This window comes from Streptosporangium sp. NPDC020072, from assembly GCF_040631445.1.
GTDB lineage: Bacteria > Actinomycetota > Actinomycetes > Streptosporangiales > Streptosporangiaceae > Streptosporangium.
The window spans coordinates 158,278-185,111 of sequence record NZ_JBEYAB010000003.1 but is presented as its reverse complement, the minus strand read 5'-3'; the positions used below and the strand labels follow the sequence as shown (position 1 = coordinate 185,111).

Sequence of the window (26,834 nt, the reverse complement as noted above, 5' to 3'; positions counted from 1 at the left end):
AAGCACCGACGCGCCCAAGCTGTGTCTTTTTGCGACGCCTGGCGGCGTCGCGGGCTTGGGCGCTTCGGGTCGGTGCTTTCCCTCGTCTCTTCGTCGCTGCGCTCCTGCGTTCCTCGGTCCAAGCACCGACGCGCCCAAGCCGGGCACTCTTCGCGCACGGCACCGGTAAGGCACAAGCCGATGCTTCTCGTGGAAAGCGGGAGGAGACGGTTCTCGTGCTTGGTGGGGAAGGCTCGGGCGAACCCCTGGGTGGGGCGTCGAGGGCTCCAGGGGATCAGCGGCGGAAGAGGTCTTCCTCCGGGAGGTCGAAGGCTTGGGCGTCCAGGGCTTCCACCAGGCGTTTCTCGGCGTACGGCGTGACCTCGTCGACCACGATCCTGCGGCCCGTCTCCGCTGACAGCGAGGAGACCCCGGCGTCGCTGATGCCGCACGGGACGATGCGGTTGTACCAGCTCGGGTCGTTGGAGCAGTTGAGCGCGAAGCCGTGCATCGTCACCCCCCGGGTGACGCGGATGCCGATCGCGCCGAGCTGGCGGTCGGGGAGGCCGTGGGAGGGGTCTCCGGCGACCCAGACGCCGCTGCGCCCCCCGACCCGCCCCGCCTGCACGCCGAAGTCGGCGCAGACCCGGATGAGGGTCTCCTCCAGCAGTCCCATGTATGCGGTGACGTCCAGCCGGTCACCGAGCTTGATGATCGGATAGCCGACGAGCTGGCCTGGACCGTGCCAGGTGATGCGGCCTCCCCGGTCGACGTCGATGACCGGGGTGCCGTCCGTCGGCCGCTCGTGCGCGGCGGTGCGCTTGCCGGCCGTGTAGACCGGAGCGTGTTCGAGGAGAAGACAGGTGTCGGGAATCTCGTCGGCCACGCGCCGGGCGTGAATGCGCCGCTGAAGATCCCAAGCCTGCTCATAGGGGAAGTCAACGCCAAGACGAACGATCGCCAGCTCAGTCACGCTTAAAGAGTAGTTGACCCGCTCATGCTCAAGTCGTGAGAAGCCGAGGCTCGATGCGGAACTCCTTGACCCCGCCCTGCCCGTCGTGCTCGATCCGGTAGGCGTAACCCTTCGGGTCGACGCTCACGGCCTGGATGAACTCGGTGCCGACGTAGTGCAGCGCCACCCCCTCGTCGGCGGCGTAACCACCGGGCAGCTCACCGGAGGCGACCGACTCGTGCAGCAGCGCACGACGCTGCGGCTCGGAGTTGTAGTGCACGCCGCACGAGTACGGCAGCAGCCCGAGGCCGTCGGCCCACACCCGCAGCTCGGGCCCGAAGGAGTCGGTGTTGCCGCCCACGTGCCAGCACAGCGCCCCCGCGCTCTGCCCGGCCAGCACCACACCCGCCCGCCACGCCTCCTCGAAGGCCTCGTCGAGGCCGTGCAGCCGCCACAGCGCCGCGAGGTTGGCAACGCTGCCGCCGCTGACGTAGATGACGTCCTGGCTCAGCATCCACTCGCGCGGATCGTCGACGTTGGGCATCGGGAAGACGGTCAGGTGGCTGATCTCGACGTCCCAGGCCCGGAACGCGCCGTACATGCTCAGCAACCACTGGGAGTCGTCACCCGTCGCGGTGGCGAGCAGACCGAGTCTTGGCCGGTCCTGGCCGGTCAGGTCGAGGGCGTACCGCAGCAGGGCGCTCGCCTCAATGACCCCTTGCCGTCGTGAGGCGCGGAAGGAACCGCCCCCGATGGCGAGGATGTGAGACTGCCCGGACCTGCCCATAGGTGATCTCCCAGCTGATGTGGTGGAAACAGGGACCCTAGAGTACGGCGGACAGTGCGTCGCCGAGACGGATATGCCGGAACGTGTGCCCCACCTCGGTCAGGCGCCGGGGGATCACCCGCTGCCCGGTGAGCACCCCCTCCTCGGCGAACCCGCCGACGACGGCACGCAGCGCGAACCCCGGTACGGCCAGCGGCATGGCGGGCCGCCGTACGGCCTGGGCGAGTGTCTTGGTGAACTCCGCGTTGGTGACCGGGTGCGGCGCGGTCAGGTTCACCGGCCCGGAGAGGCCGGGGTCGCGCATGACGCGCAGCACGGCCCCGACCCAGTCGTCGGCCGTGATCCACGACCAGTACTGGCGGCCGGACCCGAGGGGCGCGCCCAGCCCCATCTTGAAGATCGGCAGGATCCTGGGCAGCATGCCGCCCTCGCGGCTCAGCACCAGGCCGGTGCGCAGCAGCGCGACCCGGATACCCGCCTGCCGCGCGGGTTCGGTCTCCGCCTCCCAGGGCACGACCACCTCCCGGGCCAGGAACCCCTCACCGGGCGGGGAGGTCTCGTCGACCTCCCTGTCGCCGGTGTCGCCGTAGAAACCGATCGCGGAACCGGAGAGCAGCGCCTCGGGCCTGGCGTCCGCCCTGGTCAGCGCGTTGACCAGGGTTCTGGTGCCCTCGATGCGGCTGCGGGCGATCTCACGCTTGACGTCGGCGTTCCACCGCCGGTCGCCGATGCCCGCCCCGGCCAGGTGCACCACGGCCCGCGCCCCGTCGACGGCCGCCGGGTCCAGGATCCCCTCCGCCGGGTTCCAGAACGCCTCATCAGGCCCGTGAGGCTCACGCCGTACCAGTCGGACCACCCGCGCGCCCTCGGCCCGCAGGGCCTCGGTCAGGGCCGAGCCGAGCAGGCCGGAGGAGCCGGTCACGATGATCGTCATGTCGTTCAATCTAAACAACCTCCCCCGGGGTTTTCGGGAACCGGGCGGTCCGCGGACGCAGATGTCTCTCCGGGGGAGGAAAAAGGCCGGGCCGGCCCGCGAGAACGCGGACCGGCCCGGAAACGCGAGGTGGAGGCTAGACGTTGAGGCCCAGCTGGTTCTCGAAGCGGCCCTCCTCAAGACGACGCTTGATCGTCGTCAGGAAGCGGGCGGCGTCGGCGCCGTCGACCAGGCGGTGGTCGTAGCTGAGCGCGAGGTACACCATCGAGCGGACGGCGATGACCTCGCCCTCGGGGGTGTCCAGGACGACGGGCCGCTTGACGACCGCGCCGGTGCCCAGCATGCCGACCTGCGGCTGGTTGAGGATCGGCGTGTCGAACAGCGCGCCACGGCTGCCGGTGTTGGTCAGCGTGAACGTGCCGCCGCCGAGCTCGTCGGGGCTCACCTTGTTGGTGCGGGTGCGCTCGGCCAGGTCGGCGATCTTACGGGCGAGGCCGGCGATGTTGAGGTCGCCCGCGTCCTTGATCACCGGGACGATCAGGCCGCGCTCGGTGTCCGTCGCGAAGGCCAGGTGCTCGGCGTCGAAGTAGGTGACCTCGTTGGTCTCGCTGTTGATCGTGGCGTTGAGCTTGGGGTGCTGCTTGAGCGCCTCGATCGTGGCCAGCGCGAAGAACGGCATGAACGAGAGCTTGACGCCCTCGCGCCGCTGGAACTCCGCCTTCGCGCGGTCGCGCAGCTGGGCGACCTTGGTGACGTCGACCTCGACCACGGTGGTGAGCTGGGCCGAGACCTGCAGCGACTCGACCATGCGCTTGGCGATGGTCTGCCGCAGCCGCGACATCTTCTCGGTACGGCCACGCAGCGTGGTGTCCACCGCGACCGGCTCGGGGGCCGGGGCGGCGGCGGGCGCCTGAGCGGGGGCGGCGGCCTGCGGGGCGGGGGCGGGGGCCTGCGGGGCCGGAGCGGCCTGGGCCTGGGCCGCGGCGGCGCGCTCACGCTGGCTGCGGGCCGCCTCAAGCACGTCCTGCTTGCGGATGCGACCGCCGACACCGGTGCCGGTCAGCGTCTCCAGGTCGACGTTGTGCTCGCCGGCGAGCTTGCGGACCAGCGGGGTGACGTACGGGCTCTCACCGGAGACCGGCTCGGCGGCCGGGGCGGGAGCCTGCGGAGCCGGAGCGGCCTGCGGAGCAGGGGCAGGCGCGGGAGCCGGGGCCGGGGCGGGAGCCGGGGCCGCGACGGGCGCGGGCTGCGGGATCGAGGAGATCGGCTGAGCCGGGGCGGGCGCCGGAGCGGGCTCGGGGGCCGGGGCGGGCGCCTCGGTCTGCACGGCGCCCTCGGTGGCGTTCTCGTCGATGATCGCCAGCTCGGCGCCGACCTCGACGGTCTCGTCCTCGCCGACAACGATCTTGGTGAGGATGCCCGCGGCCGGGGAGGGGATCTCGGTGTCGACCTTGTCGGTCGAGACCTCCAGGAGCGGCTCGTCGGCCTCGACGCGCTCGCCCTCCTTCTTCAGCCAGCGGGTGACGGTGCCCTCGGTTACGCTCTCGCCGAGCTGGGGCATCTGTACGGACTTCGGCATGATGACTTCTCTCGTGTTCCGAGTGAGGGCTTCGAACTAGCTGTGAACGTGCAGAGGCTTGCCGGCCAGGGCCAGCATCGCCTCACCGACGGCTTCGGACTGGGTCGGATGCGCGTGGATGAGCTGCGCGACCTCGGCGGGCAGCGCCTCCCAGTTGTAGATCAGCTGACCCTCGGTCACGAGCTCGCCTATACGGCGGCCGACCATGTGCACGCCGAGAACGGGCCCGTCCTTCTCCGAGATGATCTTGACAGCGCCCTGCGTCTGCAGGATCTGGCTCTTGGGGTTGCCCGCGAGGTCGTAGGTGAACTCGACGATCTCGTGACCCCGCTCCCTGGCCTGGGCGGAGGTGATGCCGACCGAGGCGACCTCGGGGTCGGAGTAGGTGATCCTGGGGACACCGGCGTAGTCGATCGGCACCGGGTTGAGCCCGGCGATGTGCTCGGCGACCAGGATGCCCTCGGCGAAGCCCGCGTGGGCCAGCTGCAGGGTGGGGATCAGGTCTCCGACGGCGTAGACGCCGGGGACACTGGTCTGGCAGTACTCGTTCACCACGACGGTGCCCCGCTCGACGGCGACGCCCGCCTCCTCGAAGCCCATGCCCGTCACGACGGCGCCACGGCCGACGGCGACGAGCAGGAGCTCGGCCTCAAGGGTCTTGCCGTTGGCGAGGGTGACGACGACACCGGTGTCGGTGGTCTTGACACCTTCGAAGAAGACGCCGAGCTCCTGCTTGATGCCCCTGCGGCGGAAGGCGCGCTCCAGCAGCTTGGAGCTGGACTCCTCCTCAAGGGGAAGCAGGTGCGGCAGGCCCTCGACGATCGTCACCTCGGCGCCGAAGGAACGCCAGACGCTGGCGAACTCGACGCCGATGACGCCACCGCCAAGGACGATCACCGAGGCGGGCACCCGGTCGAGCTTGAGCGCGTGCTCGCTGGTGATGATCCGCTCACCGTCGATCTCAAGGCCGGGCAGCGACCTGGGCGCGGAGCCCGTCGCCAGCACGACGTTGCGGCCCTCGTAGACGTCGGAGCCGACGGCGATCCGGTTCGGGCCGACCAGGCGGCCCTCACCCTCGACGATCGTGATGCCCTTGCTCTTCAGCAGGCCCTGCACGCCCTTCCAGGCACGCGTGACGATCTTGTCCTTGAAGGCGTGGACCGCGGGCACGTCGATGCCCTCGAAGCGGGCCTTGACGCCGTAGGTCTCGCTCTCCCGCGTCTCGTCGGCCACCTCCGCCGAGTGCAGGAGGGCCTTGGTGGGGATGCAACCCCGGTGCAGGCACGTGCCGCCGATCTTGTCCTTCTCGATGAGGACGACCGTCTTGCCAAGCTCGGCCGCCCGCAGAGCGCAGGCGTACCCACCGCTACCGCCCCCCAGGACGACGATGTCGTACGGGCCGCTGCCATCAGCCACAGGAAAGCTCCTTGTCGGATCGAAATACCTTCTCGCGGTCGCGCCCGCTCCGTGTCCCGGGGGCCGCGGACACCCGTCGGTGTCCGCGGCCGTGTCCCGGGGCGCTCGGTTCGCCGCCGTGCCGCTGCCCGCCCCTGGCTCTGCCGCCCGTGGCCTGACCTCGGCAACCGCATCTTTTCATCTGTCTGTGCCGCTCGTGACCCGCACGGGTCAGCCCGCGTAACGCTCCGCGAGGCCGACGAGGGTGCGGGTGATCGCACCGGTGCCGCCCTTGGGGGTGTAGCCGTGCGCCTCGCCCTTGTTGAAGGCGGGGCCCGCCATGTCGATGTGGGCCCAGCGGACGCCGTCGGGCACGAACTCCCGCAGGAAGATCGCCGCGGTCAGCATGCCGCCCCAGCGCTCGGGGTGCAGGTTGGCGATGTCGGCCACGGGGGAGTCGAGACCCTTGCGGAGTTCCTCGGGCAGGGGCATGCCCCAGGCGCCCTCGCCCTGCTCGCCCGCGACCTCGACGACCTCCTCGCGCAGCGCGTCGTCGTTGGACATGACCCCGGAGGTGCGCCAGCCGAGCGCGACGAGCTGCGCGCCGGTGAGGGTGGCGACGTCCACGATCACGTCGGGGGAGTCCTGCGCGGCCCTGGCGATGCCGTCGATCAGCACCAGGCGGCCCTCGGCGTCGGTGTCGAGCACCTCGACGGTCTTGCCCGCGAAGCTGGTGAACACGTCGGAGGGGCGCTGGGCGGTGCCGCTGGGCATGTTCTCCGCCAGGCAGAGGTAGCCGACGGCGTTGACCTTGAGGCCCAGCTTGGCGATGGCGACGAGCGCGCCGAAGACCGCGCCCGCGCCGCCCATGTCTGACTTCATCCAGTCCATCGAGGCCGACGGCTTGAGCGACAGGCCGCCGGAGTCGAAGGTGATGCCCTTGCCGACGAACGCGACCGTCTTGGCGGCCTCGGGGTGGCTGTAGGCGAGGCGGACCAGGCGGGGCGGGTTGGCCGAGCCCTGGCCGACGGCCACGATGCCGCCGTAGCCGCCCTCCTTGAGGGCCTTCTCGTCCAGCACCTCGACCGAGAGGCCTGCCGCGGAGCCGGTCTGCTCGGCGATCTCGGCGAAGCGGGCGGGCCACAGGTCGGAGGGCGGGGTGTTGACCAGGTCGCGCACGAGAGAGACCGACTCCGAGACGGTGACGGCCCGCTCGACCGCCGCCTGGGCGTCCTCGGCGCCGCTCAGCACGGTCAGCTCCCCGACCGGGGCGGGCTGCTCGCCGTTGGTGCGGTACTTGGTGAAGGAGTAGGCGCCGAGCAGGCCGCCCAGCGCGAGAGCTCCGACCTGCCGGGCGTCCGCCGCGGGCAGGGCGAGCGCGACGCGGGCCGTGCCCGCCAGGGCGCGTACGGCCACGCCGGCCGTACGGCGCAGCGCCTCGGCGTCGTAGCCCGCACCGTCGGCGGGGGCGTCGCCGAGGCCGACGACCACCAGGAGCGGGGCGGCCAGCGCGCCGAAGGTCGGAACCTTGGCGACCTCGCCGGATCTGCCCTTGACGCCTATGGCGTCGAGTGTCGCGGCCAGCTTGCCGTTCAGCGCATCGTCCAGTCCCTCGGCGCCGGGGGCGAGACGGGGACCGTCCTCACCGGAGTGGACGCCGACGACCAGCGCATCGGTTTCGAACGAGACGACGTTGTCAGTTGAATTCACCCGCACAGTGGTCACGCGCCCGATGCTAGCCGTGCTTGCGCCGTACGCATAAACGAGGGTTCGTCCTATGAATTGACTGGACGGCGATGAAGCTACTCGAATTAGCACCATTCGGGCGATGGTGCTAGTGTCGCTATCACTATGTTGCTCTCTTTGGACCTCAACGATCCGCGGCCGCTGCACGACCAGGTCGCGGGGGCGGTCCGCCGCGCCATCGCGGATGGCTCCTACCGGCCGGGCGACCGGCTGCCGCCCGCCCGGGATCTGGCGGACGCGCTGGGCATCAACGCCAACACCGTGCTGCGCGCGCTGCGCGACCTGCGGGACGAGGGGCTGCTGGAGTTCCGCAGGGGCCGGGGGGTCAGCGTGCTCAGCAGGCCGGACGCCAGGGCCGTGCTGGCGGAGGCGGCGCGTGAACTGCTCGCCGAGGCCGACCGGTACGGCTACGGCCCCGAGGAAGTGATCCACATCATCAGGGAGCTGACATGACCCCTCGCGCCACGGCTCCCGACCCGCTCGTCTCTACGGAAGGAGGCGCGATGACCTCCAAGGGCCGCGCCGCCCTCGCCCTCGGCTGGGGCACCCTCGTCACCGCCGCCGTCGCCGGCGTCCCGCTCGCCCTGCGGGACCGTCTGCCCGACCCGCTCGCCACCCACTGGAGCGGCGCGGGCACCCCGGACGGGCACCTCTCCTTCACCGCCTCCCTGTGGGCGGGCCTGGCCCTGTGGGGGGTCGCCTGGGTCGTCCTGACCGCCCTCGCCCTGTGGGGGCCGGCGCTCGACACCCGCCTCGGGCGTGCGAGCTGGTCGGGCTTCCTGTTCGGCTGGGCCGTGCTGGCCATCGGCGTGCAGGTCTCGACCGTCGCCGCCAACCTCGACGTCGCCGACTGGCGCCAGGCCGGGTTGCCCCCCTGGCAGGTGGCCGTGGTCGTCTTCGCCGCGCTCGCGGCCGGCGTGCTGGCGGGGGCGCTGGGCAGGGGCGGTCCCGACCCGCGCCGTGACCCGGACGCCCTGCCGGCCGTGCGACTGCGTCCTGGGCGGCGCTCGGTCTGGGTGAGCCGCGCGAGCAACGGCTGGCTGGTCGGGCTTTCCCTGGTGGCCCTGGCCGGAGCCCTGGTCTGCGCGGGGCTCGCCGTGATCGGGCTGCTGTCCGGGCCCGGCCTGGTCGCCCTGGCCGGGCTGTCCCTGGCGGCGCTGCTCGGGCTGGCCACCTGCTCGACCCGTGTCCGGGTCGACGAGAACGGCCTGCGCGTCGGCCTCGGCCCGTTCGGCGGCCTCGCGCGCCGTACGCCCATCGACAGGATCGAGTCCGCCTGGGTCGAGACGCGCAGCCCGGCCGAGGTCGGCGGCTGGGGGATACGGGGCCTGCCCGGCACGGGCCGGGTCACGTTCATGCTGCGCGGCGGCGAGTGCCTGGTCATCCGGCGCGTCACCGGGGGCGAGTTCGCGGTCTCCGTCGACGACGCGAGCCACGGCGCCGCCCTGCTGAACGCCTACGTCGCCGAAGCCGCCCACTGACTCGCGGGACACGTCCGCGAACCCTCCAAGGAAGTGGTGTCATGCCCCGTCGTTCCACGGATCTGTGGTTGTTCCTGATCGTCACGTTCGGCCTGTCCTGGCTTTTCGCCCTGCCGGTCTGGCTGACCGGTTCCCCGCTCGGCTCCCCGTCGCTGGTGGCGACGGCCGCCGTGATGATGTTCACCCCCACGCTCGGCGTCCTGGCCGTCCGGATGTACGGCAGGCGCCGGGGCGAGCCGGGCACCACCTGGCGTGAGTGGGCCGGGCGCACCGGCCTGACGCTGGGGGAGCGGCGGGGTCGTACGGTGGCTCTCTTCGCGCTGGCCTGGTTCGGCGTGCCGCTGCTCGTGGTCGTGGCGATCGCGCTCAGCGCCGCCCTGGGGCTGTTCGGACTCGATCTCGACGGGTTCAGCCTGTTCAGGCAGGGCCTGGAGCAGGCTGCCCCGGGACGGCCCCTGCCGTCGTCGCCGGAGGCGCTGGTCGCCGTCCAGATCGCGCTCGCGGTCTTTCTCGCGCCGCTGGTCAACGTCATTCCGGCCTTCGGCGAGGAGTGGGGCTGGCGGGGGTGGCTGCTGCCGAGGCTGATGCCGCTGGGCACCTGGCGGGCGATCCTGGTCTCCGGGGTGATCTGGGGGGCCTGGCACGCCCCGCTCACCCTGCGCGGCTACAACTACCCGGAACTCGGCGCCTGGGCGGCCCCCTTCTTCGTGGTGTTCTGCGTCGCCTTCGGCGCCCTGCTCGGCTGGCTGCGCCTTCGCTCGGGCAGCGTCTGGCCCGCCGCCGTCGGCCACGGCGCCCTGAACGCCTCCGGAACCCTGATCCTGCTGGTCGCCGACGCGGCGCACCCGCCGAACCTGGTCGTCGCCGGGATCACCGGCCTGGTGGGTTCGGCGCTGGTGGCCGTGCTCTCGCTCCTGCTGTTCACCCGCGCCCCGGTGCGGCCCGCCGTACCGGCGCCGAACTGAGTCAGCCGCCCGTCGCGCACACCACGAGCGCCGCGGCGGTCGCGGTCTCGACGAGCGCGCCGAGCACGTCCCCGGTGACGCCGCCGAGCCGTCGTACGGCCCGCCGCCGCAGGGCCCAGGCCGCCAGCAGGCCCACCAGGACGGCGAGGACGGCCCGCGGACCGGCCAGGGCGGCTCCCAGGAGCGTCAGCGCCGTCACCGCGAGCGCGGGGCCGGGCCGTACGGTGCCGGCCACCAGGCTGCCGAGTCCGCCGGGGCGGGCGGCGGGCACCCCGGAACGGCAGGCCCAGGTGAGGGCGAGTCTGCCCGTGGCGCACGCGGTCACCAGCGCGGCGGGGCCCGTTCCCGAGGCCGTCACCTGCGCCAGGGCCGTCACCTGGATCAGCAGGGTGAGGACCAGCGTCACCACACCGAACGGCCCGATGTCGGATTTTTTCATGATGTCGAGCGCCTGTTCGGCGGGTTTGGCGCTGCCCAGCCCGTCGGCCAGGTCGGCCAGCCCGTCCAGGTGCAGGCCCCGGGTGAGCAGCGCCAGGGCCGCGACGGCCAGCGCCGAGGCGAGCGGGGGAGCCAGGCCGAGCCACACCGCCACGGCGAGCACGGCCGCGCAGGCACCGCCGAGCAGCGCCCCGGCGAAGGGGGCGACCGTCATCGCGACGCCCCCGGCCCGGCGGTCGACGACCCCGATCCCGGCGGGCAGGACGCTCAGCGTCCCGGCCGCCAGGCGCAGGCCGTCGGCGAACGTCGAGGGCCGCCCCTCCGGCGGCGGGTCACCGGGCACGGTCGTCGGTCCTCATCAGGCGGTCCTCATCAGACGGGCAGGGGCATCGGGCGGCCCGCGACGACCAGGGCGACGTCCTCGGACTCGGCGGCCAGCCGCCGGTTCAGCGCGCCGAGGGCGTCGCGGAACATCCGGCCGCTCGCCGTCGCGGGCACCACGCCGAGCCCGACCTCGTCGGAGACCGCGACCACCCGGCGGCGGACCCGCCGCCAGGCCTCGACCAGCTCGTCGAAGCGGGCCTCGACCGCGGGAAGGCCGTGATCACCGGACCAGGCCCCGCACTCGTCGAAGACCGCGGCGACCCAGGTCCCGAGCCCGTCGACGAGCAGCGGAACCGGTGAGTCACGCAGCAGCCCGGCCAGGTCGGTGCTCTCGACCGTCTCCCAGCGGGCGGGCCTGCGTTCCCGGTGCGCCCTGACCCGGCGGGCCCACTCGTCGTCCCCGTCGCCGCTCGGGCCGGTCGCCACGTAGCGGACCTCGGGTTCGGCCGCCAGCCTCAGCTCCGCCTCGGCCGACTTGCCCGAGCGGGACCCGCCGAGCAGCAGCGTCCGCCGGGGAGGCGCGCAGGGGGCGGGCGCGGGCTCGTCCAGGTCGAGGACCGTCCCGTCGGGTACGGTCCGCACGCCCCACAGCGCGGTCCGCCTGGCCAGCTCCGCCTCGGAGGGCACCCGGTGGTCCAGGTGCGCGGCGACCACGTGGGTCGCGCCGGTGACCAGGCCCCGGCGGCGCAGACCGCCGAGCAACTCGGGCCGGTCGAGCACGTCGACCAGCACCAGGTCGCACGCCCGCCCGGCGGGACCGTCCAAGGACCGGACGTGGGGCGGGACGGCGTACAGGACGCGGTGGCCGCCGGGGCAGGTGAGCAGCAGGCCGCCCGGGTCGGCGAAGACCCGGTGCCCCGCCGGGAGGGGGCCGCCGGACAGATCGTGCGGGAGCCGTACCGCTCCGTCGAGGAGGATCTCGGCGGGGCGCCGGTCGCCGGGGGAGAGGCGGGAGCACGAGGCGCATCCGCATCCGGGAACCGGCCATCCCTCGGCGCCCGCCGTACCGGAGAACAGGACCTTCACGGGCCCAGCGTACGGCCAACCCCCGGGGCGGCCTCGGGCGATGTAGGGTTCGCTGAGCCGCCGGAAAGACGTCGGGAAGACACCGGAAGGCACAGCCGGACCTCTGAGAAGGAGCGCGTGGCATGACGTGGCACTGGCGTTACGAAGACGCGAACGGCGGCGAGGTGACCGAGGGGGTCACGCCGTCCGACGCGTTCCCCAGCCAGGCGGACGCGGAGTCGTGGCTCGGCGAGAGCTGGCGTGAGCTGCTCGACGCGGGTGTCGAGAGCGTCACGCTCCTTGAGGACGGCCGGGTCGAGTACGCGAACATGTCGCTGCGCCCCGAGTGAGCCGTGCTCTCCCGTGGCTCCTGCCGGGGCCACGGGAGAGGGGTGAGCTAGGGGCGCTTCTGCGGGCTCACGGTCTTGGCCGGGTCGCGTTCGGCCACGGCGCCGATGATCTCGTCGATCCTGGCGAGCACGTCCTCACCCAGCTTGACCCCGGAGGCCCCGACGTTGTCGCGGACCTGCTCGGGCCTGGTCGCGCCGACGATCGCCGAGGACACGTTCGGGTTCTGCAGCACCCACGCGACCGCGAGCTGCGCCATGGTCAGGCCGAGGTCGGAGGCGATCGGCTTGAGCTGCTGGACCCGGGTGAGCAGGTCGTCGTCCATCATCCGGGAGATGAAGCCGCCTCCGGTGGGGTCGGTGGCCCTGGATCCGGCGGGCGGGGGCTGACCCGGGAGATACTTGCCGGTGAGCACGCCCTGGGCGATCGGGGACCAGACGACCTGGCCGAGGCCCTCCTTCTCGCACAGCGGCACGACCTCGGCCTCGATGACCCGCCACAACATCGAGTACTGCGGCTGGTTGGAGACCAGGCGGTCGAAGCCCATGTCGCCGGCGATCCGCAGCGCCGCGGCGATCTGGTCCGCGGTCCACTCGCTGACGCCGACGTAGAGGACCTTGCCCTGCCGTACGAGGTCGTCGAAGGTCTTGAGGGTCTCTTCGAGCGGAGTCTCGTAGTCGAACCGGTGGGCCTGGTAGAGGTCCACGTAGTCGGTCTGCAGGCGGCGCAGCGAGCCGTGGATCGACTCGGTGATGTGCTTGCGCGACAGGCCGCGGTCGTTGGGGCCGCTTCCGGTCGGCCAGTAGACCTTGGTGAAGATCTCCAGGGACTCGCGGCGCACACCCTTCAGCGCCCGGCCGAGCACCTCCTCTGCCTTGGTGCCCGCGTAGACGTCCGCGGTGTCGAAGGTGGTGATCCCCTCGTCGAGGGCCGCCCGCACGCACTCCTTGGCGGCGTCCTCCTCGACCTGGGAGCCATGGGTGATCCAGTTGCCGTAGCTGATCTCACTGACCTTGAGGCCGCTACGGCCGAGGTGACGGAATTCCATGCCCTGACCCTAGTAGGCGTCATAGAACAGAGGGATTCGGGATACTCTGCCCGGCGTGTCGCGGTTGATCACTTCTAGATGGGTACGGCTCGCACTGGTGGCCGCCGTGGTGACGGCGGTCGTCGTGGCGGTCCTGCGCCTGCGCCGTCCTCCGGCGGTCCGGCGTCAGGAGGGCCTTCCCGAACCGTCCCGCGCCGAGACCGCCGCGGCCCCCGGCGTGTGGGCGGCCCCACCGAGGGCGTGGCCTCCCGCCCCGATCCTCGGCACGCCGAACGCCGAGATCCTCAAGGGGTACGCGACCGTCACCAGGCCTCCCGCCTTCCTCACCCGGCAGGCCGTACCGCGCACGCCGCTCGACGGGGCCGCCAGGCGCATGCTGACCCGCTGGGCCGCGGCCGCGTGCGCGCTGGGCCTGCTGGCCGTGGGCGCCCAGGTCCTGGACGACGCGGTCTTCTCCGGCAGGAGGCACGCGGGGGAGCCGTGCGCGGGGGAGACGGTCTGCCAGAGGGCCGCGGCGCCGGTGACGGAGATCCTGGAGACGCCCGCGCCGGCCGTCCCGGACGCCGACTGCGACCCGGCGGCGCGTACCCCGCACCGCAGGCCGGTCAGCCCCAGGGTGACCAGGGCGGTCGACCGGCAGTGGAACAGGATAGAGAGGTGGCTGAGGGCCAACACCCCGCGGACCTACCGCGCGCTCAGCGCCCCCGCCAGGTCCGGGACCATCGCCGTCGCCGAGGCTCAGATGGGCCTGCGCCTGCCCGACGACCTGCGCGCCTCCCTGCTGCGGCACAACGGCGGGGCGCCTCTCCTGATGGGGGAGAGCCCGCTGGACGTCAGAGGGATCCGCGACACCTGGCGGACGCTGTGCGAGGTCGACGGCGTCGACGGATACACAGGTGAGGAGATCGGCGAGAGGTCGGAGTGGTGGGACGGGCGGATGATCCCGTTCACCGCGGACGGCACCGGTTGCCATCTGCTCATCGACTCGGTCGCGCGCGATGTGGGAGGAAAGTGCGAGGACGAGCCGATCGGCTTCACGCCGGGCGGGGTTCGCCTGAGGTCCTACTACGCGCTGCTGAAGGCGACCGCCGACGCGCTGGAGACCGGCGGGAGGATCGGTTACTGGAGGCCGAGGGCGGCCGGTGGCGCGCTGGACTGGGAGATCATCGACGCCGGAGCCGAGGCCGAGTACGCCGATCCGTGACATGCCGTGACATGCCACGGGCCCCGGTCCGTGTGGACGGGGCCCGTTCCGCGTTCTACTTCTTGGGCGGGACCGGCTTGCCGCCGGGCAGGAGGGTCGGCGGCGGGAAGCGCAGCTTGCGGATCTGCAGCGCGCGCATCGCGGCGTAGAAGCCGATGCCCTTGAGGTTGTCCGAGGGGAACTTCTCCTCGGCCAGCCGCTTGATCTTCCAGCCCACCCAGATCGAGGTCATCAGCACGCCGATCATCATGAGCGGCCAGCCGATCGTGATGACGGCGACGTAGATCTGGCCGCGGATCTGCTCGGGGAAGGGAACCCAGGTCACCAGCAGGATGAACAGGGAGAAGGGCAGGAAGTACTGACTGGGCAGGCGCCGGGAGTCGACCCAGTCCCGGGCGAACTTGCGGGCCGGGCCCCGGTCACGCGCGGGGAAGTATCGCTCGTCGCCACGCAGCATGCCCTCGCGGGCCTTGACGCGCTCGGTGGCCTGGCGCTCACGGAGCTGCCGGTAGGCCTCCTTGCGGTTCTGGGGGGCGTTCACCGGCTGACGGCGGCGCCCCTCGGCGTCGCGGCGCTTGGGTGTGGGACGCCCCTTGCCCGCAGGCTTAGGATCGTTGACGGAGACGGGGGAGTCGTCCGCGGTGGTCTGGGTACGTCGGAACACATCGTCAGCCTACCGGGAGTGCAACTTAGTGACGCCCTCGTGCGTTATGCGTAGGGTGAACCTAGGTGGCTCCGGTGCTTAGCTTGGGGGGCTGGAATCACTGGGGTGACCCGAAGCGCATTTGAAGAAGGGGACGGCCGACGCGCATGAGCGTGATGAAGAGACTTTCAATGATCTTCAAGTCCAAGGCGAACAACGCCTTGGACAAGATGGAGGATCCGCGCGAGACCCTCGACTACTCCTACCAGCGTCAGTTGGAGTTGTTGCAGAAGGTGCGCCGTGGTGTGGCCGATGTCGCCACCTCGCGCAAGCGGGTGGAACTGCAGATCAACCAGATCGAGGCTCAGGCGCGCAAGCTTGAGGAGCAGGGCCGTAAGGCGCTGGGGGTCGGCCGTGAGGACCTGGCCCGTGAGGCGCTGACCCGCCGGTCGAGCCTGCAGACCCAGATCGCCGAGCTCCGGGTGCAGCACGACAACCTCCAGGGTGAGGAGGAGAAGCTCACCACCGCCTCGCACCGCCTGCAGGCCAAGGTCGACTCCTTCCGTACGCGCAAGGAGACGATCAAGGCGACCTACACCGCCGCCGAGGCGCAGACCCGCATCAACGAGGCCTTCTCCGGCATCTCCGAGGAGATGGGCGACGTCGGCCTGGCGATCCAGCGGGCCGAGGACAAGACCGCCTCGATGCAGGCCCGCGCGGGCGCCATCGACGAGCTGCTCGCCAGCGGCGCGCTCGACGACTTCAGCGGCCAGCGCGGCGACGACATCCAGGCCGAGCTCGACCGCATGGGCGGCGGGCACGACGTGGAGCTGGAGATCGCCCGGATGAAGGCCGAGCTCGGCCAGGGCCCCGCGCCGAAGAGCGCGATCGAGCAGGGCCCGTCCCAGCAGGGCTACCAGCAGCAGCCTCACCAGCAGCCGCAGCAGCAGCCCCAGGGCACCCAGCAGTTCCGCCAGCCGGGGGAGGGGCTGTGATCGTACGAATCATGGGCGAGGGGCAGATCGCCATCGACGAGGCCGACCTCGACGTTCTCAACACCCTCGACGGCGAGCTTGAGGCCGCCATCGCCGCCGAGGACGAGGCCGCCTTCCGGAGCAGGCTGCACGACCTGCTCGACAAGGTGCGCCATGTCGGCAAGGCGCTTCCCGACGACAGTCTGGAGCCGTCCGAGCTGATTTTGCCTCCGGCAGACGCTTCCATGGACGAAGTGCGGGAGATGCTCGGTGATGAGGGCCTGATTCCCGGATAGTTTGGGCATATGGCACATACCCGGTTCGCCCCGGACCGGGGCCTGACCAACCGCATGGTCCTGACCATGTTCCTGCTGGGCCTGCTCTACGTCGTGTTCGTCGGCGTACTGGTGGCGCTGGGCGTCCAAGCCGTCGTGGTGCTGCTCATCGCGGGTGCCATGCTCCTGGTGCAGTACTTCATGTCCGACCGCATCGCGTTGTTCGCGATGCACGGGCGTGTCGTCGGCCCCCAGGAGGCGCCGGAGCTGCACGGCGTGATCGACCGGCTCTGCGCCATGGCCGACATGCCCAAGCCGCGGGTGGCGATCGCCGACTCGGACGTCCCGAACGCGTTCGCCACCGGCCGCAACCAGAAGAACGCCGTGGTCTGCGCGACCACGGGCCTGCTGCGGCGCCTGGACCGCGCCGAGCTCGAAGGCGTGCTCGCCCACGAGATGTCCCACGTGGCCCACCGTGACGTCGCGGTGATGACGATCGCCTCGTTCCTGGGCATCGTCGCCGGGCTGATGACCAGGGTCGCGCTCTACAGCGGCCTCGGTGGGCGCAGGGACAACCAGAACGGGCCGCCGATCGGCCTGATCGTGATGCTGGTCTCCGTCCTGGTCTACGCGGTCAGCTTCCTGCTCACCCGTGCCCTGTCGCGCTACCGCGAGCTGGCCGCCGACCGCGCGGGGGCGCTGCTGACCCAGCGGCCGTCGGCCCTGGCCAGCGCGCTGGTCAAGGTCTCCGGTGACATGGCCCGTATCCCGACCAGGGATCTGCGCGAGGCGGAGCCGTTCAACGCGTTCTTCTTCGTCCCCGCGCTCGCGGGTCGCGCGGGAGCCTCCCTGGCCTCGCTGCTGGCCACCCACCCCCCGCTCGACCGGCGTCTTGAGCAGCTGCGGAGGATCTCCGGCCAGCTCGGCCAGGGGGTGTGAGCCGGTGGCCAGATGGTGGGACGCGCTGCTTGGCCGTACCGACCCCGTCAAGCCCGACCTGGACGCGCTGTTCGCGCTGCCCTCGGCCGCGGTGACCCTGCAGGCCGCGACCGGCCTTGAGCCGAACGGGGTGGGGTCCGTCTGCTTCCGCCCCGCGGAGGGCGGGGCGTTCAGCGCCCTGGAACACGACGTCGTGGAACTGCTCGCCACAGGCGAGGGACCGCCGGTCGAGGAGGTCAGGGACTCCTACGGCTACACCTGGCTGGTGGTGCGCCGCGACCCCGGCGCGCTCGGCGGCCTGGTCACCGACCTGCACGCGGTCAACTCCTCCCTGGAGGTGGCGGGCTTCGGCCCGTCCCTGCTCTGCTCGCTGGTCACCTTCACCGGCTCGGCCTCCCCGGGAGGGGGGATCGCGTTGGTCTACCTCTACAAACGGGGCACCTTCTACCCGTTCGCGCCGATGCCCGGCCAGCGCAGGGACAACCCGCTGGAGCTTCAGGTGCGCGGCGCGCTCGCCGGGGAGCTGAAGATCGAGCCCGACCTCGGCCGCTGGTTCCCCCTCTGGGGCGCCCCCGGGCTGTGACCGGTGCGCTCCAGGCGAGGTGTGACGAAGGCCGCCGCCCTGGCGTTCCTCCTGGCGGGCCTGTGTTACACGGCCTGGGCGCCGCTGCAGTTCCTCAACCCGCAGGTGGACCGTTCCCTCTCCTATCTCAGCGAACTGGCCGCCGTGGACCAGCCGTGGTCGTGGCTGGTGCGCTGCGCCGACGTGCTGGCCGGGGCCGCCTGTCTGGCGGGGGTCGCCCTGGCGCCCGACGAGCGTCCCGGTGGGGCGGGCGCGGCCGGCTGGCTCGGCCTGGCGCTGTTCGGGACGATGACGGTGCTGGACGCGGGTGTCTTCCCGCTGGACTGCGCGGTGCTGAGCGACCCCTCGTGCGCCGCGGCGGAGGCGGCGGGCCGTCTGTCCGTCTCCCACACCGTCCACGCGGCGGTCAGCTCCCTGGCCCTCGCGGGGGCCGGGCTCAGCCTCGTCGCGCTGCCGGTGAGCGCGCTGCGGCGCCGCCGCCTGCTCCCGCTGGGGTACGGCGGTGCCGTACTGGCCGTTCTGATGGCCGCCGCGACGGCGTGGACACTCACCCTGGTCGCCGAGGCGGAGGAAGGCGTGCCCGGTGTCCCCGTCGGTCTCGCCCAGCGTCTGCAGGTCGGGGTCGTGACGCTCTGGCTGCTGCTGGCCGGGGCCGCGCTGTGGCGCGACAGGACACGCGTGGTCCCGCAGAGGTCGCACGTCCTGCTCCAGGGGACGGGAACGCCGCCGGTGGTGATCTGCGCGGGAATGGCCGGGGCGTGGTTCCACTGGGACCGGGTCGCCGAGGACCTTCGCTCCGACCACCTGGTGATCCGTTTCGACCGTCCCGGCCTCGGGCTCAGCTCGGGCCACCCGGGGCCGCCGTCCCTGGCCGAGGAGGCGGGACGGATCGCCGCGCTGGCGCGCAGGCCGATCGTGGTCGGTCACTCCGTCGCGGCCTTCCACGCCGAGGCCTTCGCCAGACTCAACCCCGGCGGGGTCGCGGGCCTGGTCCTGGTCGATCCGAGCTGCGAACGGCCGGCCGGGCGCGGGGACGGGACGCGGGCCGCACAGGGGGCCGCACAGGGGGCCGCACAGGGGGCCGCACGGGGGGCCGTGCGCGGTGCCGTGCAGAGGGCACTGCCCGCGCTGGGCGGGACGTTCGGCGCGACCGCGCTCGCCCGTCTGGTCCTGCCTCCGGCGCACCGCCTCCTCATGGGGCCGCACGAGGAGGCCGGGCTCGTGTACGGCAGGGGCCGGGTGCTGGCCGCGGCACTGGCCGAGTGGCTCGCCTACCCGGAGATGGCCGCGGAACTCGACGAACTACGCCGCGCCCGCCCCCTGCCCCCGGTCCCGGTCGTCGTGCTCAGCGCGGGATCCGGCGACGCCTGCCACCGCGACCTGGCCCGGCTGCTCGGCGCCCGGCTGGTCCCGCTGGCGGACAGCGGGCACGAGGTACAGCTCGACCGGCCGGAGGCGGTCGCCGAGGCGGTCAGGACACTCGACATCCCGCGCGACACACCTCCCGTGGCCGGGCACTGATGCACTGACCGTGACTATTTGCCGTCACAATGGAGCCTAAAAGGCCCCTAAAGGGAGGGTAGGTATGCCGGACCTTGCGTCCTTGCGGTCTGGAGATCCCGAGCAGGTCCGGGAGTACCGGCTCACCGCGCGGCTCGGCGAGGGCGGGCAGGGAACGGTCTACCTCGGCGTCTCCCCGACGGGTGCCCAGGTCGCGGTCAAACTGCTGCGGGCCGATCTGGCACAGGACGTCGAGGCGATGGAGCGCTTCGTCCGCGAGGTCAGCACGGCCAGACGGGTCGCGCCGTTCTGCACCGCCGCGGTCATCGACACCGGGATGGACCATAACCGCCCCTACATCGTCAGCGAGTACATCGACGGCCCGACGCTGGCGGAGGTCGTGGCCGCCGAGGGGCCGCGTGAGGGCTCGGCGCTGCACCGCCTGGCGATCGGCACGGTGACCGCGCTCGTCGCGATCCACCAGGCGGGGATCGTGCACCGGGACTTCAAGCCGTCCAACGTGCTGCTGGCCCCCGACGGGCCCCGGGTGATCGACTTCGGCATCGCCAAGGCGCTGGACCGGACCTCGACGCTGACCGCCACGGCGATCGGCACCCCCTCCTACATGACGCCCGAGCAACTCGCCGGGGAGACGGCGGGGTCGCCCGCGGACATGTTCGCCTGGGGCTGCACGATGGTCTTCGCGGCCACCGGCAGTCCTCCGTTCGGCACGGACAGCCTGCCCGCGATCTTCAACCGCATCATGAACCTTGAGCCCGACCTGCGGGCCATCGCCGACCCGGCGCTGCGCGAACTGGTCGGCCAGTGCCTGGCCAAGGACCCCGCCGTACGGCCGAGCGCGGGGGACGCCCTGCTGCGGCTGCTCGGTCACGCGGGCACCGTACCGGGCGGCATGCCGGGCACCGCGGCGGGAACCGTCCCAGGCACCGCGGCACCGGCGGCGCCCGGGGGCATCCTCGCCGAGGGGTCGGCCGCCGCCGCCCAGCGGACGGGCCCCGGCGGGTACGGCCAGGCGCCCCCTCAGCAGCCCCAGTTCCCTCAGCAGCACCACCAGCAGCCCGGACCGCCCGTCCAGGAGGCCTACCCGCAGGCTCCGTTCTACGGCCGTCCCGACCAGACGGGGCCCGGCGCGCTGGGAACGGTCCCTGCGGGACGGCCGTCCTACCCGGTTCCCGGGCCCGGTTACCCGCAGTCGCCCGCGCCGGGCTACCCGCCCCACGGGGCGGCGCCGTACGGGAACAAGGGGCGGCGGGGGGTCTGGATCGCGCTCGCGGCGGGCCTCGTCGTCCTGCTGGCCGGGGGCGGCCTCGCGCTGACGCTGGTGAACGGGGAGCCGGAGACGGGCAGCGAGACGGGCGTGATCGACGTCGCGGAGACCGGTGACCCGGTGAAGCCGGACCGGAGCGACGCGCCGCCGACGCAGGACCCCACGGTCGCCGACCCGCCGCAGCAGACGAACAAGATCAAGCTGCCGGGCAGTTCGATCACGCTCCACGAGAACCCGGACGACCCGATCAAGCTCACCGCCTACAGCCTCGACTGGGACAAGACCCTCTACACGCGTTCCCGGGCCGGCGCCTTCAGCAAGAACGACAAGTACTTCCAGTACGTGGTCAACACCGAGGGCACCAAGGCACTGGGGGTCGACAGGCAGTACGACTCGGGCAACTACGCCGTCGTCTCCCTCGTCGACCGGAGCGACAACTCCGTGACGCCGCTCAGGATCGCCAAGACGCCGGTCTACGCGACCGTCCCCCAGTGGTCCCCGGACGGCACCCGTGGCCTGGTGACGCTGTACGAGTCGGCGGGCAAGACCAGCAAGGAGTACGGCTACGCGATCATCGACATAGCCAAGAAGAAGGTCAGGACCGTCCGGGTCAAGGAGAAGGACGCCGGGAAGTGGAGCTACTTCTGGCGGGGGGACGGCAAGGCGGTCGGCACCTGGGCGCTCACCGGCAAGACCAAGCGCATCCGCTTCTACGACCTGCAGGGCACGGTCCTACAGACCCTGCTCGACGTGGGCACCCCGCTCACCGTCGAGGGCGACGACGTCTCCCCCTCGGGCACGTTGATCATGACCTACTGCAAGCAGGACGACAAGAAGGTCTGCGTCTGGTCCACCGTCGCCGACGCGGACGCCCAGCACCGGGTCCCGTTCGAGACCGACCGGCTCATCGGCTGGTACGACGACACGCACATCGCGGGCTGGCGGCGCAAGGGGAGCGGCTACGAGGCCGTGGTGATCGACTTCGAGGGACGCGTCAAGCGGGTCCTGGCCACCACGACCAACGCCGAGGAGTACAAGAAGCAGTACATGCGCTTCACCCGCGCCGACTGACGGTCCGATCCCCAAGTCTCCGCAAGACACGGCGGACGGCGCCGGGCTTCTCCCCGGCGCCACCGCTCCGCCGTGGTGCCATGAGCCTATGATCAAGTTGTCTCACATCACGGCCGCGGGGGCCGCCGTGGCCGCCGCGGTGTTCGTCACCGCGGGGCCGCTCGGCGGGGCCGCGTCCGCAGACACCGCTTTCGGCACCGCTTTCGACACCGGGAGGACGGTCATGGAGGAGAACCGAGACCAGGTGACGGTCGTGGGGGAGGGCAGCGTCTCCTCGGCTCCCGACGTCATGCGCCTGAACACCGGTGTCGAGGTGCGCCACGCGAGCGCGAGCCAGGCCTTCGCCGAGGCCAGGGCCGCCGCGGCCAGGCTGACCACGGCGCTGAGGGGGGTGGGCGTCGCCGCCGAGGACCTGCGCACGAACGAGTTGTCCCTGGGGCCCGAGTACGAGACCTACCCCAAGGTCTCCGCCTACCGGGCGGCCCAGGGTGTCGAGGCCGTGGTGCGTGACCTGGAGAGCGCCGACAGGGTCATCGAGGCCGCGGTGGCCGTGGGTGAGGAGGTGCGCCTGAACGGCCTGTCCTTCGAGGTCTCCGACAGCCGTGGCGCGCTCGGGGCGGCCCGCGACCTGGCCTTCGCCGACGCCAGGGCCCGCGCCGAGCAGTACGCGAGGCTGGCGGGCCGCCGGCTGGGCCGGGTCGTGGCGATCGCCGAGGAGAACGTCACCCCGCCCAGGCCGGTGTCCTACGGGGCGGGGTTCGCCGCGGAGAAGGCCTCCGTCAGCCCCGGCCAGCAGACCGTCTCCGTCAGCGTCAGGGTGGTCTACGGGCTCGACTGAGCCCCGCTGAGCCCCGTCCGGGGCCCCACAGCGGGGGCCCCGGCGAAAGAGGGTCAGGGCAGGGCGAGCATGCGGTCCAGGGCGACCTTGGCCCAGCGGGTGGTCTCCGGGTCCACGGTGATCTGGTTGACCGTCTGGCCCGCCGCCAGCGACTCCAGCGCCCACACCAGGTGCGGCAGGTCGATCCGGTTCATCGTCGAGCAGTAGCAGACGGTCTTGTCGAGGAACGTCACGTTCTTGTCGGGGAACATCTGCCCCAGCCGCTTGACCAGGTTCAGCTCGGTGCCGACCGCCCAGGACGACCCGGCGGGGGCCTCCTTCAGCCTGTTGATGATGTACTCGGTCGATCCGACGTAGTCGGCCTTGGTGACGACCTCGTGCCTGCACTCGGGGTGGACCAGCACGTTGACGCCGGGGATGCGCTCACGCACCTCGTCGACGCACTCGGCGGTGAAACGGCCGTGGACCGAGCAGTGCCCCTTCCACAGGATCATCTTGGCGTTCTGGAGCTGCTCGGCGGTCAGGCCGCCGTTGGGCCGGTGCGGGTTGTAGACGACGCAGTCGTCGAGGGACAGGCCCATCTCCAGCACCGCGGTGTTGCGCCCCAGGTGCTGGTCGGGCAGGAACAGCACCTTCTCTCCATGGGAGAAGGCCCATTCGAGGGCGCGCCTGGCGTTGGAGGAGGTGCACACGGCGCCGCCGTTGCGCCCGCAGAAGGCCTTGATGTCGGCGCTTGAGTTCATGTAGGTGACCGGGACGGTCGTCTCGGCGATCCCGGCGTCCTGCAACGCCTCCCAGCACTCCTCGACCTGGTCGAAGGTGGCCATGTCCGCCATCGAGCACCCGGCGGCCATGTCGGGCAGCACGACCTTCTGGTCGTCGTTGGTGAGGATGTCGGCGGACTCGGCCATGAAGTGCACGCCGCAGAAGACGATGTACTCGGCCTGCGGCCTGGCCGCGGCGTCGCGGGCCAGTTTGAAGGAGTCGCCGGTCACGTCGGCGAACTGGATGACCTCGTCACGCTGGTAGTGGTGGCCGAGGACGAAGACCCGCTCCCCGAGCGCCGCCTTGGCCCGCCTGGCACGCTCGACGAGCGCCGGGTCCGAGGCGGTCGGCAGCTCCCCGGGACAGTCGACACCGCGCTCGCTGTGCGGGTCTGTCCCCCTGCCGAGGACGAAAAGCGGAAGGCCGGTCTCGGTGGTCGTCACGACCACACCCCCTTATCGTCGAACTGACGACTAATGATGACACACACCTCCGGGGGTTTTATTCCGGGGTGGGGAAGGGCCGAAGCCCCAGGAATGTGTAGCGGTCTGCACGTGTTGGTAGCGTCTAAGAAGGACGTCACACACAGACAGCCGACCCGTCCGGGCGGCTGACGCAGACGCGGGAGTCACCACATGTCGGTTGAGAGCAGCGAGACCAAGACGCAGGGCCTGGTCCTCAGTGACGCGGCCGCGGCCAAGGTCAAGAGCCTGCTGGAGCAGCAGGGCGAGGAAGGCCTCAAGCTGCGCGTGGCCGTGCAGCCCGGTGGCTGCTCGGGCCTGCGCTACCAGCTCTTCTTCGACGACCGTTCGATGGACGGCGACGTCGTCTCGGACTTCGACGGTGTCAGCGTTGTCACCGATCGGATGAGCGCGCCGTACCTCGGTGGCGCGACCATCGACTTCGTCGACACGATCGAGAAGCAGGGCTTCACGATCGACAACCCGAACGCCACCGGTTCCTGTGCCTGCGGCGACTCGTTCAACTAACGGACGCACGCGGACAGTCCGCGGCAAGTGACATACGGCGGCCCCGCGGGGTGAGATCTCTCACCTCGCGGGGCCGCCGTGCGTCCATGTGGTCACGTATTCTTGCGGGGCTCCAAACCCCGTCCATCCAGAAGATGCTGACAACGAGGAGAATGACCCCGTGCGCATCGCCGTCACCGGCTCCATCGCGACCGACCACCTGATGACCTTCCCGGGGCGCTTCGGCGACCAGCTCATCGCCGACCAGCTCGACCGGGTCTCCCTGTCGTTCCTCGTGGACGACCTGCAGGTCCGCCGCGGAGGCTGCGCGGCCAACATCGCCTTCGGCATGGGCAGCCTGGGGCTGCGGCCCGTCCTGGTCGGCGCGGTCGGCACGGACTTCGCCGACTACCGCTCCTGGCTCGAACGGCACGGTGTCGACTGCGACTCCGTGCACACCTCCGAGGTCCACCACACGGCCCGGTTCCTGTGCACGACCGATGACGACCACAACCAGATCGCCTCGTTCTACACCGGCGCGATGGCCGAGGCCAGGCTCATCGAGCTGGGCCCCATCGCCGAACGGCTCGGCGGCCTCGATCTCGTCCTGATCAGCCCCAACGACCCCGAGGCGATGCTCAGGCACACCGACGAGGCCCGGGATCGGGGCATCCCGTTCGCCGCCGACCCCTCCCAGCAGCTCGCGCGCATGCCCGGTGAGGACATCAGGAGGCTCGTGGACGGCGCCGCCTACCTGTTCGGCAACGACTACGAGCGCGGCCTGATCGAGCAGAAGACCGGCTGGTCGGACGAGGAGATCCTGGAGCGGGTCGGCGTCCGCGTCACCACGCTCGGCCCCAAGGGCGTGGTGATCGACCGCAAGGGCGAGCCGTCCCTGCACGTCTCGCCCGCCCCGGAGAACGGCAAGGCAGACCCGACCGGCGTCGGTGACGCCTTCCGGGCCGGATTCCTGTCGGCCCTGGCCTGGGGCCTGTCGCTGGAGCGCTGCGGCCAGCTCGGCAACCTCACCGCGACCCACGTCCTTGAGCGTGTCGGCGGCCAGGAGTACGAACTCGGCCAGGAGGAGTTCCTCAAGCGCCTCGCCGCCGCCTACGGCGCCGAGGCCGCCGAGGAGGCGGGCAGTTTCGTACGGTGCCACCACGCCTGAGGTCGCGCACCGCCCCTCCCGCGCGCCGGGAGGGGCCGGTCAGTAGTTGCGCCGCACGTGGATGGCCCAGCCTCCGTCGGGAAGCTCGTAGCTCGCCACGTGGTGGTGCGACTTCAGCCTGCACCAGGCCGGGATGTCGGTGAAGGCGGCGGGATCGTCGGCCAGGACCGAGACGATCGCGTTGCGCGGCACGTAGTTGATCTGCTCGGCGAGCATGATGATGGGAATCGGGCATTTCTTGCCCAGCGCGTCGATGGTCAGCGCGGGAGGCTGGCCCGCCTCCGCCTCAGCCGCCTGGATGGACGTCATGGAGCGCTCACTCCCCACATCTTGGTCACGACTTGACTCCCGCGTCCTCACGAATCCTCCTCACCGCGTCCGGCAGGACGGTGAGGAAACGGTCGACATCCGTCGCGGACGCGCCCTGGGGCAGCGATACCCGTACGTTCCCGTGCGTAAGCACGCCCATGGCCTCCAAAACATGCGACGGACGAAGCGTACTGGCCGTGCAGGAGCTGCCAGATGATACGGCGAACCCTGCCTTGTCCAATTCTGTCAGTAACGCTTCACCTTCGACGTAAAGACAGGAAAAGGTGATGATATGCGGTGCCCGGGAGACCGGGTCGCCGATCACCTCGACGTCCGGGACGAGCCGGGGGACCTCGGCCCTGATCCGGTCGACCAGCGCGGACAGGCGCGCCGACTCCCTGGCGGATTCGGCGGCCACGGCGCGCAGCGCGGCGGCGGCGGCCACGATCGCGGGCACGTTCTCGAACCCGGGGACCCTGCGCCGCTCACGCTCGTCCTCGGGCAGTGGGCTGCGCCAGCGGGTGCCCTTGCGGACCGCAAGCACACCGACCCCCGCGGGGCCGCCCCACTTGTGCGCGCTGGCCGTCAGCACCGACCAGCCGCCGGGCGGCGGCATCCGGCCCGCGGTCTGCGCGGCGTCGACCAGCAGCGGCACGCCCGCCTCCGCGCACGCCGCCGCCGCCTCGGCGACCGGCTGGAGCGTCCCGACCTCGTGATTGGCGCTCTGCAGGCAGGCCAGCGCCGTGCCCGGCGCCAGTACGGCCTCGCGGAAGGCGGCCGGGTCGACCGCGCCGGTGAGGCCGACGCCGACCGTCTCGACGCTGCCCCCGTCGCGTTCGTGGACCTCGGCGGCGTGCAGCACACTGGAGTGCTCGACGGCGGAGGTCACCAGGCGGCGCCCGGTCCTGCGCCGCCCGTGCAGGGCGCCCAGCACGCCGAGGTGCACGGCCTGGGTCCCGGAGGAGGTGAAGGAGATCTCGTCGGGGCGGGTTCCCAGGGCCTCGGCGACCTCTGTACGCGCCTGTTCCAGTAACATCCTTGCCCGGCGGGCGGGGCCGTACAGCCTCGCCGGGTCGGCCCAGCCGGCGTCGAGCGCCGCGATGAGAGCCTCGCGTGCCTGAGGGTGCAGCGGCTCTGTCGAGGCCGCGTCGAAGTACGCCACGTCCCAATCGTCGCATCACACGCGGCGCAATCGGGGGCTGCGCGGGGGGGCGAGGGTGGTCCGCGCTAATGTGTCCCCCAGCGTAAAGCTGTGAACTACAAGTTGT

27 protein-coding genes are annotated in these 26,834 nt (G+C 71.6%); 14 read left to right on the top strand and 13 right to left on the bottom strand.

Going from position 1 to position 26,834, the window contains the following annotated elements:
* Nucleotides 1–274 precede the first annotated feature (274 nt).
* From lipB to ABZ470_RS07175, 6 genes are all read right to left on the bottom strand, one after another.
* Nucleotides 275–952, bottom strand: a complete 678-nt coding sequence (lipB, locus tag ABZ470_RS07200) for a lipoyl(octanoyl) transferase LipB (RefSeq protein ID WP_362910559.1) — start codon at nt 950–952, stop codon at nt 275–277.
* A gap of 28 nt (nt 953–980) precedes the next feature.
* The gene (locus tag ABZ470_RS07195; protein ID WP_352008812.1) at nt 981–1,718 is read right to left on the bottom strand and encodes a peptidase E; all 738 of its coding nucleotides are present in this window, start codon (nt 1,716–1,718) and stop codon (nt 981–983) included.
* 37 nt (nt 1,719–1,755) lie between these two features.
* Nucleotides 1,756–2,652: a TIGR01777 family oxidoreductase gene (locus ABZ470_RS07190; RefSeq protein WP_362910557.1), complete on the bottom strand. Its 897-nt coding sequence runs from the start codon at nt 2,650–2,652 to the stop codon at nt 1,756–1,758.
* Nucleotides 2,653–2,788: 136 nt separating this feature from the next.
* Nucleotides 2,789–4,231, bottom strand: coding sequence for a 2-oxoglutarate dehydrogenase, E2 component, dihydrolipoamide succinyltransferase (sucB, locus tag ABZ470_RS07185; protein WP_362910555.1), 1,443 nt, complete (start codon nt 4,229–4,231; stop codon nt 2,789–2,791).
* A gap of 36 nt (nt 4,232–4,267) precedes the next feature.
* Nucleotides 4,268–5,647 (bottom strand): dihydrolipoyl dehydrogenase, encoded by a 1,380-nt coding sequence (gene lpdA / locus ABZ470_RS07180; protein ID WP_352008815.1) that lies wholly within the window; start codon nt 5,645–5,647, stop codon nt 4,268–4,270.
* A gap of 210 nt (nt 5,648–5,857) precedes the next feature.
* Nucleotides 5,858–7,351 carry a leucyl aminopeptidase gene (locus ABZ470_RS07175; RefSeq protein WP_352008816.1) on the bottom strand — a complete coding sequence of 498 codons (1,494 nt, stop codon included), beginning with the start codon at nt 7,349–7,351 and terminating at the stop codon, nt 5,858–5,860.
* A 126-nt stretch (nt 7,352–7,477) separates the two neighbouring features.
* Between ABZ470_RS07175 and ABZ470_RS07170 the strand changes: the two genes are divergently transcribed.
* The 3 genes from ABZ470_RS07170 to ABZ470_RS07160 are packed head-to-tail and all read left to right on the top strand — an operon-like array spanning nt 7,478 to nt 9,818.
* A complete protein-coding gene (locus ABZ470_RS07170) occupies nt 7,478–7,825 on the top strand; it encodes a GntR family transcriptional regulator (protein WP_362775255.1) in 348 nt (115 codons plus the stop codon).
* Between the two features lie 50 nt (nt 7,826–7,875).
* A complete protein-coding gene (locus ABZ470_RS07165) occupies nt 7,876–8,853 on the top strand; it encodes a DUF1648 domain-containing protein (protein ID WP_362910553.1) in 978 nt (325 codons plus the stop codon).
* A gap of 41 nt (nt 8,854–8,894) precedes the next feature.
* On the top strand, nt 8,895–9,818 hold the full coding sequence (locus tag ABZ470_RS07160) for a CPBP family intramembrane glutamic endopeptidase (protein WP_362910551.1): 924 nt from the start codon (nt 8,895–8,897) through the stop codon (nt 9,816–9,818).
* A 1-nt stretch (nt 9,819) separates the two neighbouring features.
* On the opposite strand, the gene ABZ470_RS07155 is transcribed toward ABZ470_RS07160, so the two are convergent.
* Both ABZ470_RS07155 and ABZ470_RS07150 read right to left on the bottom strand, forming a co-directional pair.
* A complete protein-coding gene (locus tag ABZ470_RS07155) occupies nt 9,820–10,599 on the bottom strand; it encodes an adenosylcobinamide-GDP ribazoletransferase (protein ID WP_352008820.1) in 780 nt (259 codons plus the stop codon).
* A 29-nt stretch (nt 10,600–10,628) separates the two neighbouring features.
* Nucleotides 10,629–11,666 (bottom strand): bifunctional adenosylcobinamide kinase/adenosylcobinamide-phosphate guanylyltransferase, encoded by a 1,038-nt coding sequence (locus tag ABZ470_RS07150; protein ID WP_362910548.1) that lies wholly within the window; start codon nt 11,664–11,666, stop codon nt 10,629–10,631.
* Between the two features lie 122 nt (nt 11,667–11,788).
* On the opposite strand from ABZ470_RS07150, the gene ABZ470_RS07145 reads away from it, so the two are divergent.
* Entirely contained in the window at nt 11,789–11,995 is a 207-nt protein-coding gene (locus ABZ470_RS07145) for a hypothetical protein (RefSeq protein ID WP_352008822.1), read from the top strand.
* A 47-nt stretch (nt 11,996–12,042) separates the two neighbouring features.
* Here the strand turns inward: ABZ470_RS07145 and ABZ470_RS07140 are convergent, their stop codons facing one another.
* Entirely contained in the window at nt 12,043–13,041 is a 999-nt protein-coding gene (locus tag ABZ470_RS07140) for an aldo/keto reductase family protein (protein ID WP_362910546.1), read from the bottom strand.
* A 55-nt stretch (nt 13,042–13,096) separates the two neighbouring features.
* Between ABZ470_RS07140 and ABZ470_RS07135 the strand changes: the two genes are divergently transcribed.
* On the top strand, nt 13,097–14,245 hold the full coding sequence (locus tag ABZ470_RS07135; RefSeq protein WP_362910544.1) for an SMI1/KNR4 family protein: 1,149 nt from the start codon (nt 13,097–13,099) through the stop codon (nt 14,243–14,245).
* 55 nt (nt 14,246–14,300) lie between these two features.
* Here ABZ470_RS07135 and ABZ470_RS07130 read toward each other — a convergent pair whose 3' ends face one another.
* Nucleotides 14,301–14,909 (bottom strand): DUF3043 domain-containing protein, encoded by a 609-nt coding sequence (locus ABZ470_RS07130; RefSeq protein WP_352008825.1) that lies wholly within the window; start codon nt 14,907–14,909, stop codon nt 14,301–14,303.
* 146 nt (nt 14,910–15,055) lie between these two features.
* On the opposite strand from ABZ470_RS07130, the gene ABZ470_RS07125 reads away from it, so the two are divergent.
* The 7 genes from ABZ470_RS07125 to ABZ470_RS07095 all read left to right on the top strand — a co-directional run bounded on the left by ABZ470_RS07125 (nt 15,056) and on the right by ABZ470_RS07095 (nt 22,356).
* A complete protein-coding gene (locus tag ABZ470_RS07125; protein ID WP_352008826.1) occupies nt 15,056–15,883 on the top strand; it encodes a PspA/IM30 family protein in 828 nt (275 codons plus the stop codon).
* Nucleotides 15,880–16,158 carry a hypothetical protein gene (locus tag ABZ470_RS07120; protein ID WP_352008827.1) on the top strand — a complete coding sequence of 93 codons (279 nt, stop codon included), beginning with the start codon at nt 15,880–15,882 and terminating at the stop codon, nt 16,156–16,158. Before ABZ470_RS07125 ends, ABZ470_RS07120 begins: the two co-directional genes overlap by 4 nt.
* Nucleotides 16,159–16,167: 9 nt before the next feature.
* On the top strand, nt 16,168–17,076 hold the full coding sequence (gene htpX, locus ABZ470_RS07115; protein WP_352008828.1) for a zinc metalloprotease HtpX: 909 nt from the start codon (nt 16,168–16,170) through the stop codon (nt 17,074–17,076).
* Between the two features lie 4 nt (nt 17,077–17,080).
* On the top strand, nt 17,081–17,659 hold the full coding sequence (locus ABZ470_RS07110; RefSeq protein ID WP_362910542.1) for a hypothetical protein: 579 nt from the start codon (nt 17,081–17,083) through the stop codon (nt 17,657–17,659).
* Between the two features lie 21 nt (nt 17,660–17,680).
* On the top strand, nt 17,681–19,180 hold the full coding sequence (locus ABZ470_RS07105) for an alpha/beta fold hydrolase (protein ID WP_362910540.1): 1,500 nt from the start codon (nt 17,681–17,683) through the stop codon (nt 19,178–19,180).
* An 82-nt stretch (nt 19,181–19,262) separates the two neighbouring features.
* Entirely contained in the window at nt 19,263–21,518 is a 2,256-nt protein-coding gene (locus ABZ470_RS07100) for a protein kinase (protein ID WP_362910538.1), read from the top strand.
* Nucleotides 21,519–21,606: 88 nt separating this feature from the next.
* On the top strand, nt 21,607–22,356 hold the full coding sequence (locus ABZ470_RS07095) for an SIMPL domain-containing protein (protein ID WP_362910536.1): 750 nt from the start codon (nt 21,607–21,609) through the stop codon (nt 22,354–22,356).
* 53 nt (nt 22,357–22,409) lie between these two features.
* Here the strand turns inward: ABZ470_RS07095 and nadA are convergent, their stop codons facing one another.
* Nucleotides 22,410–23,564, bottom strand: coding sequence for a quinolinate synthase NadA (gene nadA, locus ABZ470_RS07090; protein WP_362910534.1), 1,155 nt, complete (start codon nt 23,562–23,564; stop codon nt 22,410–22,412).
* Nucleotides 23,565–23,756: 192 nt separating this feature from the next.
* Here nadA and erpA point away from each other — a divergent pair, with 192 nt between their 5' ends.
* Both erpA and ABZ470_RS07080 read left to right on the top strand, forming a co-directional pair.
* Nucleotides 23,757–24,110: an iron-sulfur cluster insertion protein ErpA gene (gene erpA, locus ABZ470_RS07085; protein ID WP_352008834.1), complete on the top strand. Its 354-nt coding sequence runs from the start codon at nt 23,757–23,759 to the stop codon at nt 24,108–24,110.
* Between the two features lie 160 nt (nt 24,111–24,270).
* Nucleotides 24,271–25,257, top strand: coding sequence for a carbohydrate kinase family protein (locus ABZ470_RS07080; RefSeq protein ID WP_362910532.1), 987 nt, complete (start codon nt 24,271–24,273; stop codon nt 25,255–25,257).
* Nucleotides 25,258–25,296: 39 nt separating this feature from the next.
* Here ABZ470_RS07080 and ABZ470_RS07075 read toward each other — a convergent pair whose 3' ends face one another.
* Nucleotides 25,297–25,566, bottom strand: a complete 270-nt coding sequence (locus tag ABZ470_RS07075) for a sulfurtransferase TusA family protein (protein WP_352008836.1) — start codon at nt 25,564–25,566, stop codon at nt 25,297–25,299.
* A gap of 25 nt (nt 25,567–25,591) precedes the next feature.
* A complete protein-coding gene (locus tag ABZ470_RS07070) occupies nt 25,592–26,728 on the bottom strand; it encodes an aminotransferase class V-fold PLP-dependent enzyme (RefSeq protein ID WP_362910530.1) in 1,137 nt (378 codons plus the stop codon).
* Nucleotides 26,729–26,834 lie beyond the last annotated feature (106 nt).

Bases quoted from the DNA above. Each gene is read 5' to 3' on its own strand.
- ABZ470_RS07075 (WP_352008836.1), bottom strand. From the start codon at position 25,566: ATGACGTCCATCCAGGCGGCTGAGGCGGAGGCGGGCCAGCCTCCCGCG.
- erpA (WP_352008834.1), top strand. From the start codon at position 23,757: ATGTCGGTTGAGAGCAGCGAGACCAAGACGCAGGGCCTGGTCCTCAGT.
- ABZ470_RS07095 (WP_362910536.1), top strand. From the start codon at position 21,607: ATGATCAAGTTGTCTCACATCACGGCCGCGGGGGCCGCCGTGGCCGCC.
- htpX (WP_352008828.1), top strand. From the start codon at position 16,168: ATGGCACATACCCGGTTCGCCCCGGACCGGGGCCTGACCAACCGCATG.
- ABZ470_RS07125 (WP_352008826.1), top strand. From the start codon at position 15,056: ATGAGCGTGATGAAGAGACTTTCAATGATCTTCAAGTCCAAGGCGAAC.
- ABZ470_RS07170 (WP_362775255.1), top strand. From the start codon at position 7,478: ATGTTGCTCTCTTTGGACCTCAACGATCCGCGGCCGCTGCACGACCAG.
- ABZ470_RS07145 (WP_352008822.1), top strand. From the start codon at position 11,789: ATGACGTGGCACTGGCGTTACGAAGACGCGAACGGCGGCGAGGTGACC.
- ABZ470_RS07140 (WP_362910546.1), bottom strand. From the start codon at position 13,041: ATGGAATTCCGTCACCTCGGCCGTAGCGGCCTCAAGGTCAGTGAGATC.
- sucB (WP_362910555.1), bottom strand. From the start codon at position 4,231: ATGCCGAAGTCCGTACAGATGCCCCAGCTCGGCGAGAGCGTAACCGAG.
- ABZ470_RS07165 (WP_362910553.1), top strand. From the start codon at position 7,876: ATGACCTCCAAGGGCCGCGCCGCCCTCGCCCTCGGCTGGGGCACCCTC.
- ABZ470_RS07195 (WP_352008812.1), bottom strand. From the start codon at position 1,718: ATGGGCAGGTCCGGGCAGTCTCACATCCTCGCCATCGGGGGCGGTTCC.
- ABZ470_RS07160 (WP_362910551.1), top strand. From the start codon at position 8,895: ATGCCCCGTCGTTCCACGGATCTGTGGTTGTTCCTGATCGTCACGTTC.
- ABZ470_RS07190 (WP_362910557.1), bottom strand. From the start codon at position 2,652: ATGACGATCATCGTGACCGGCTCCTCCGGCCTGCTCGGCTCGGCCCTG.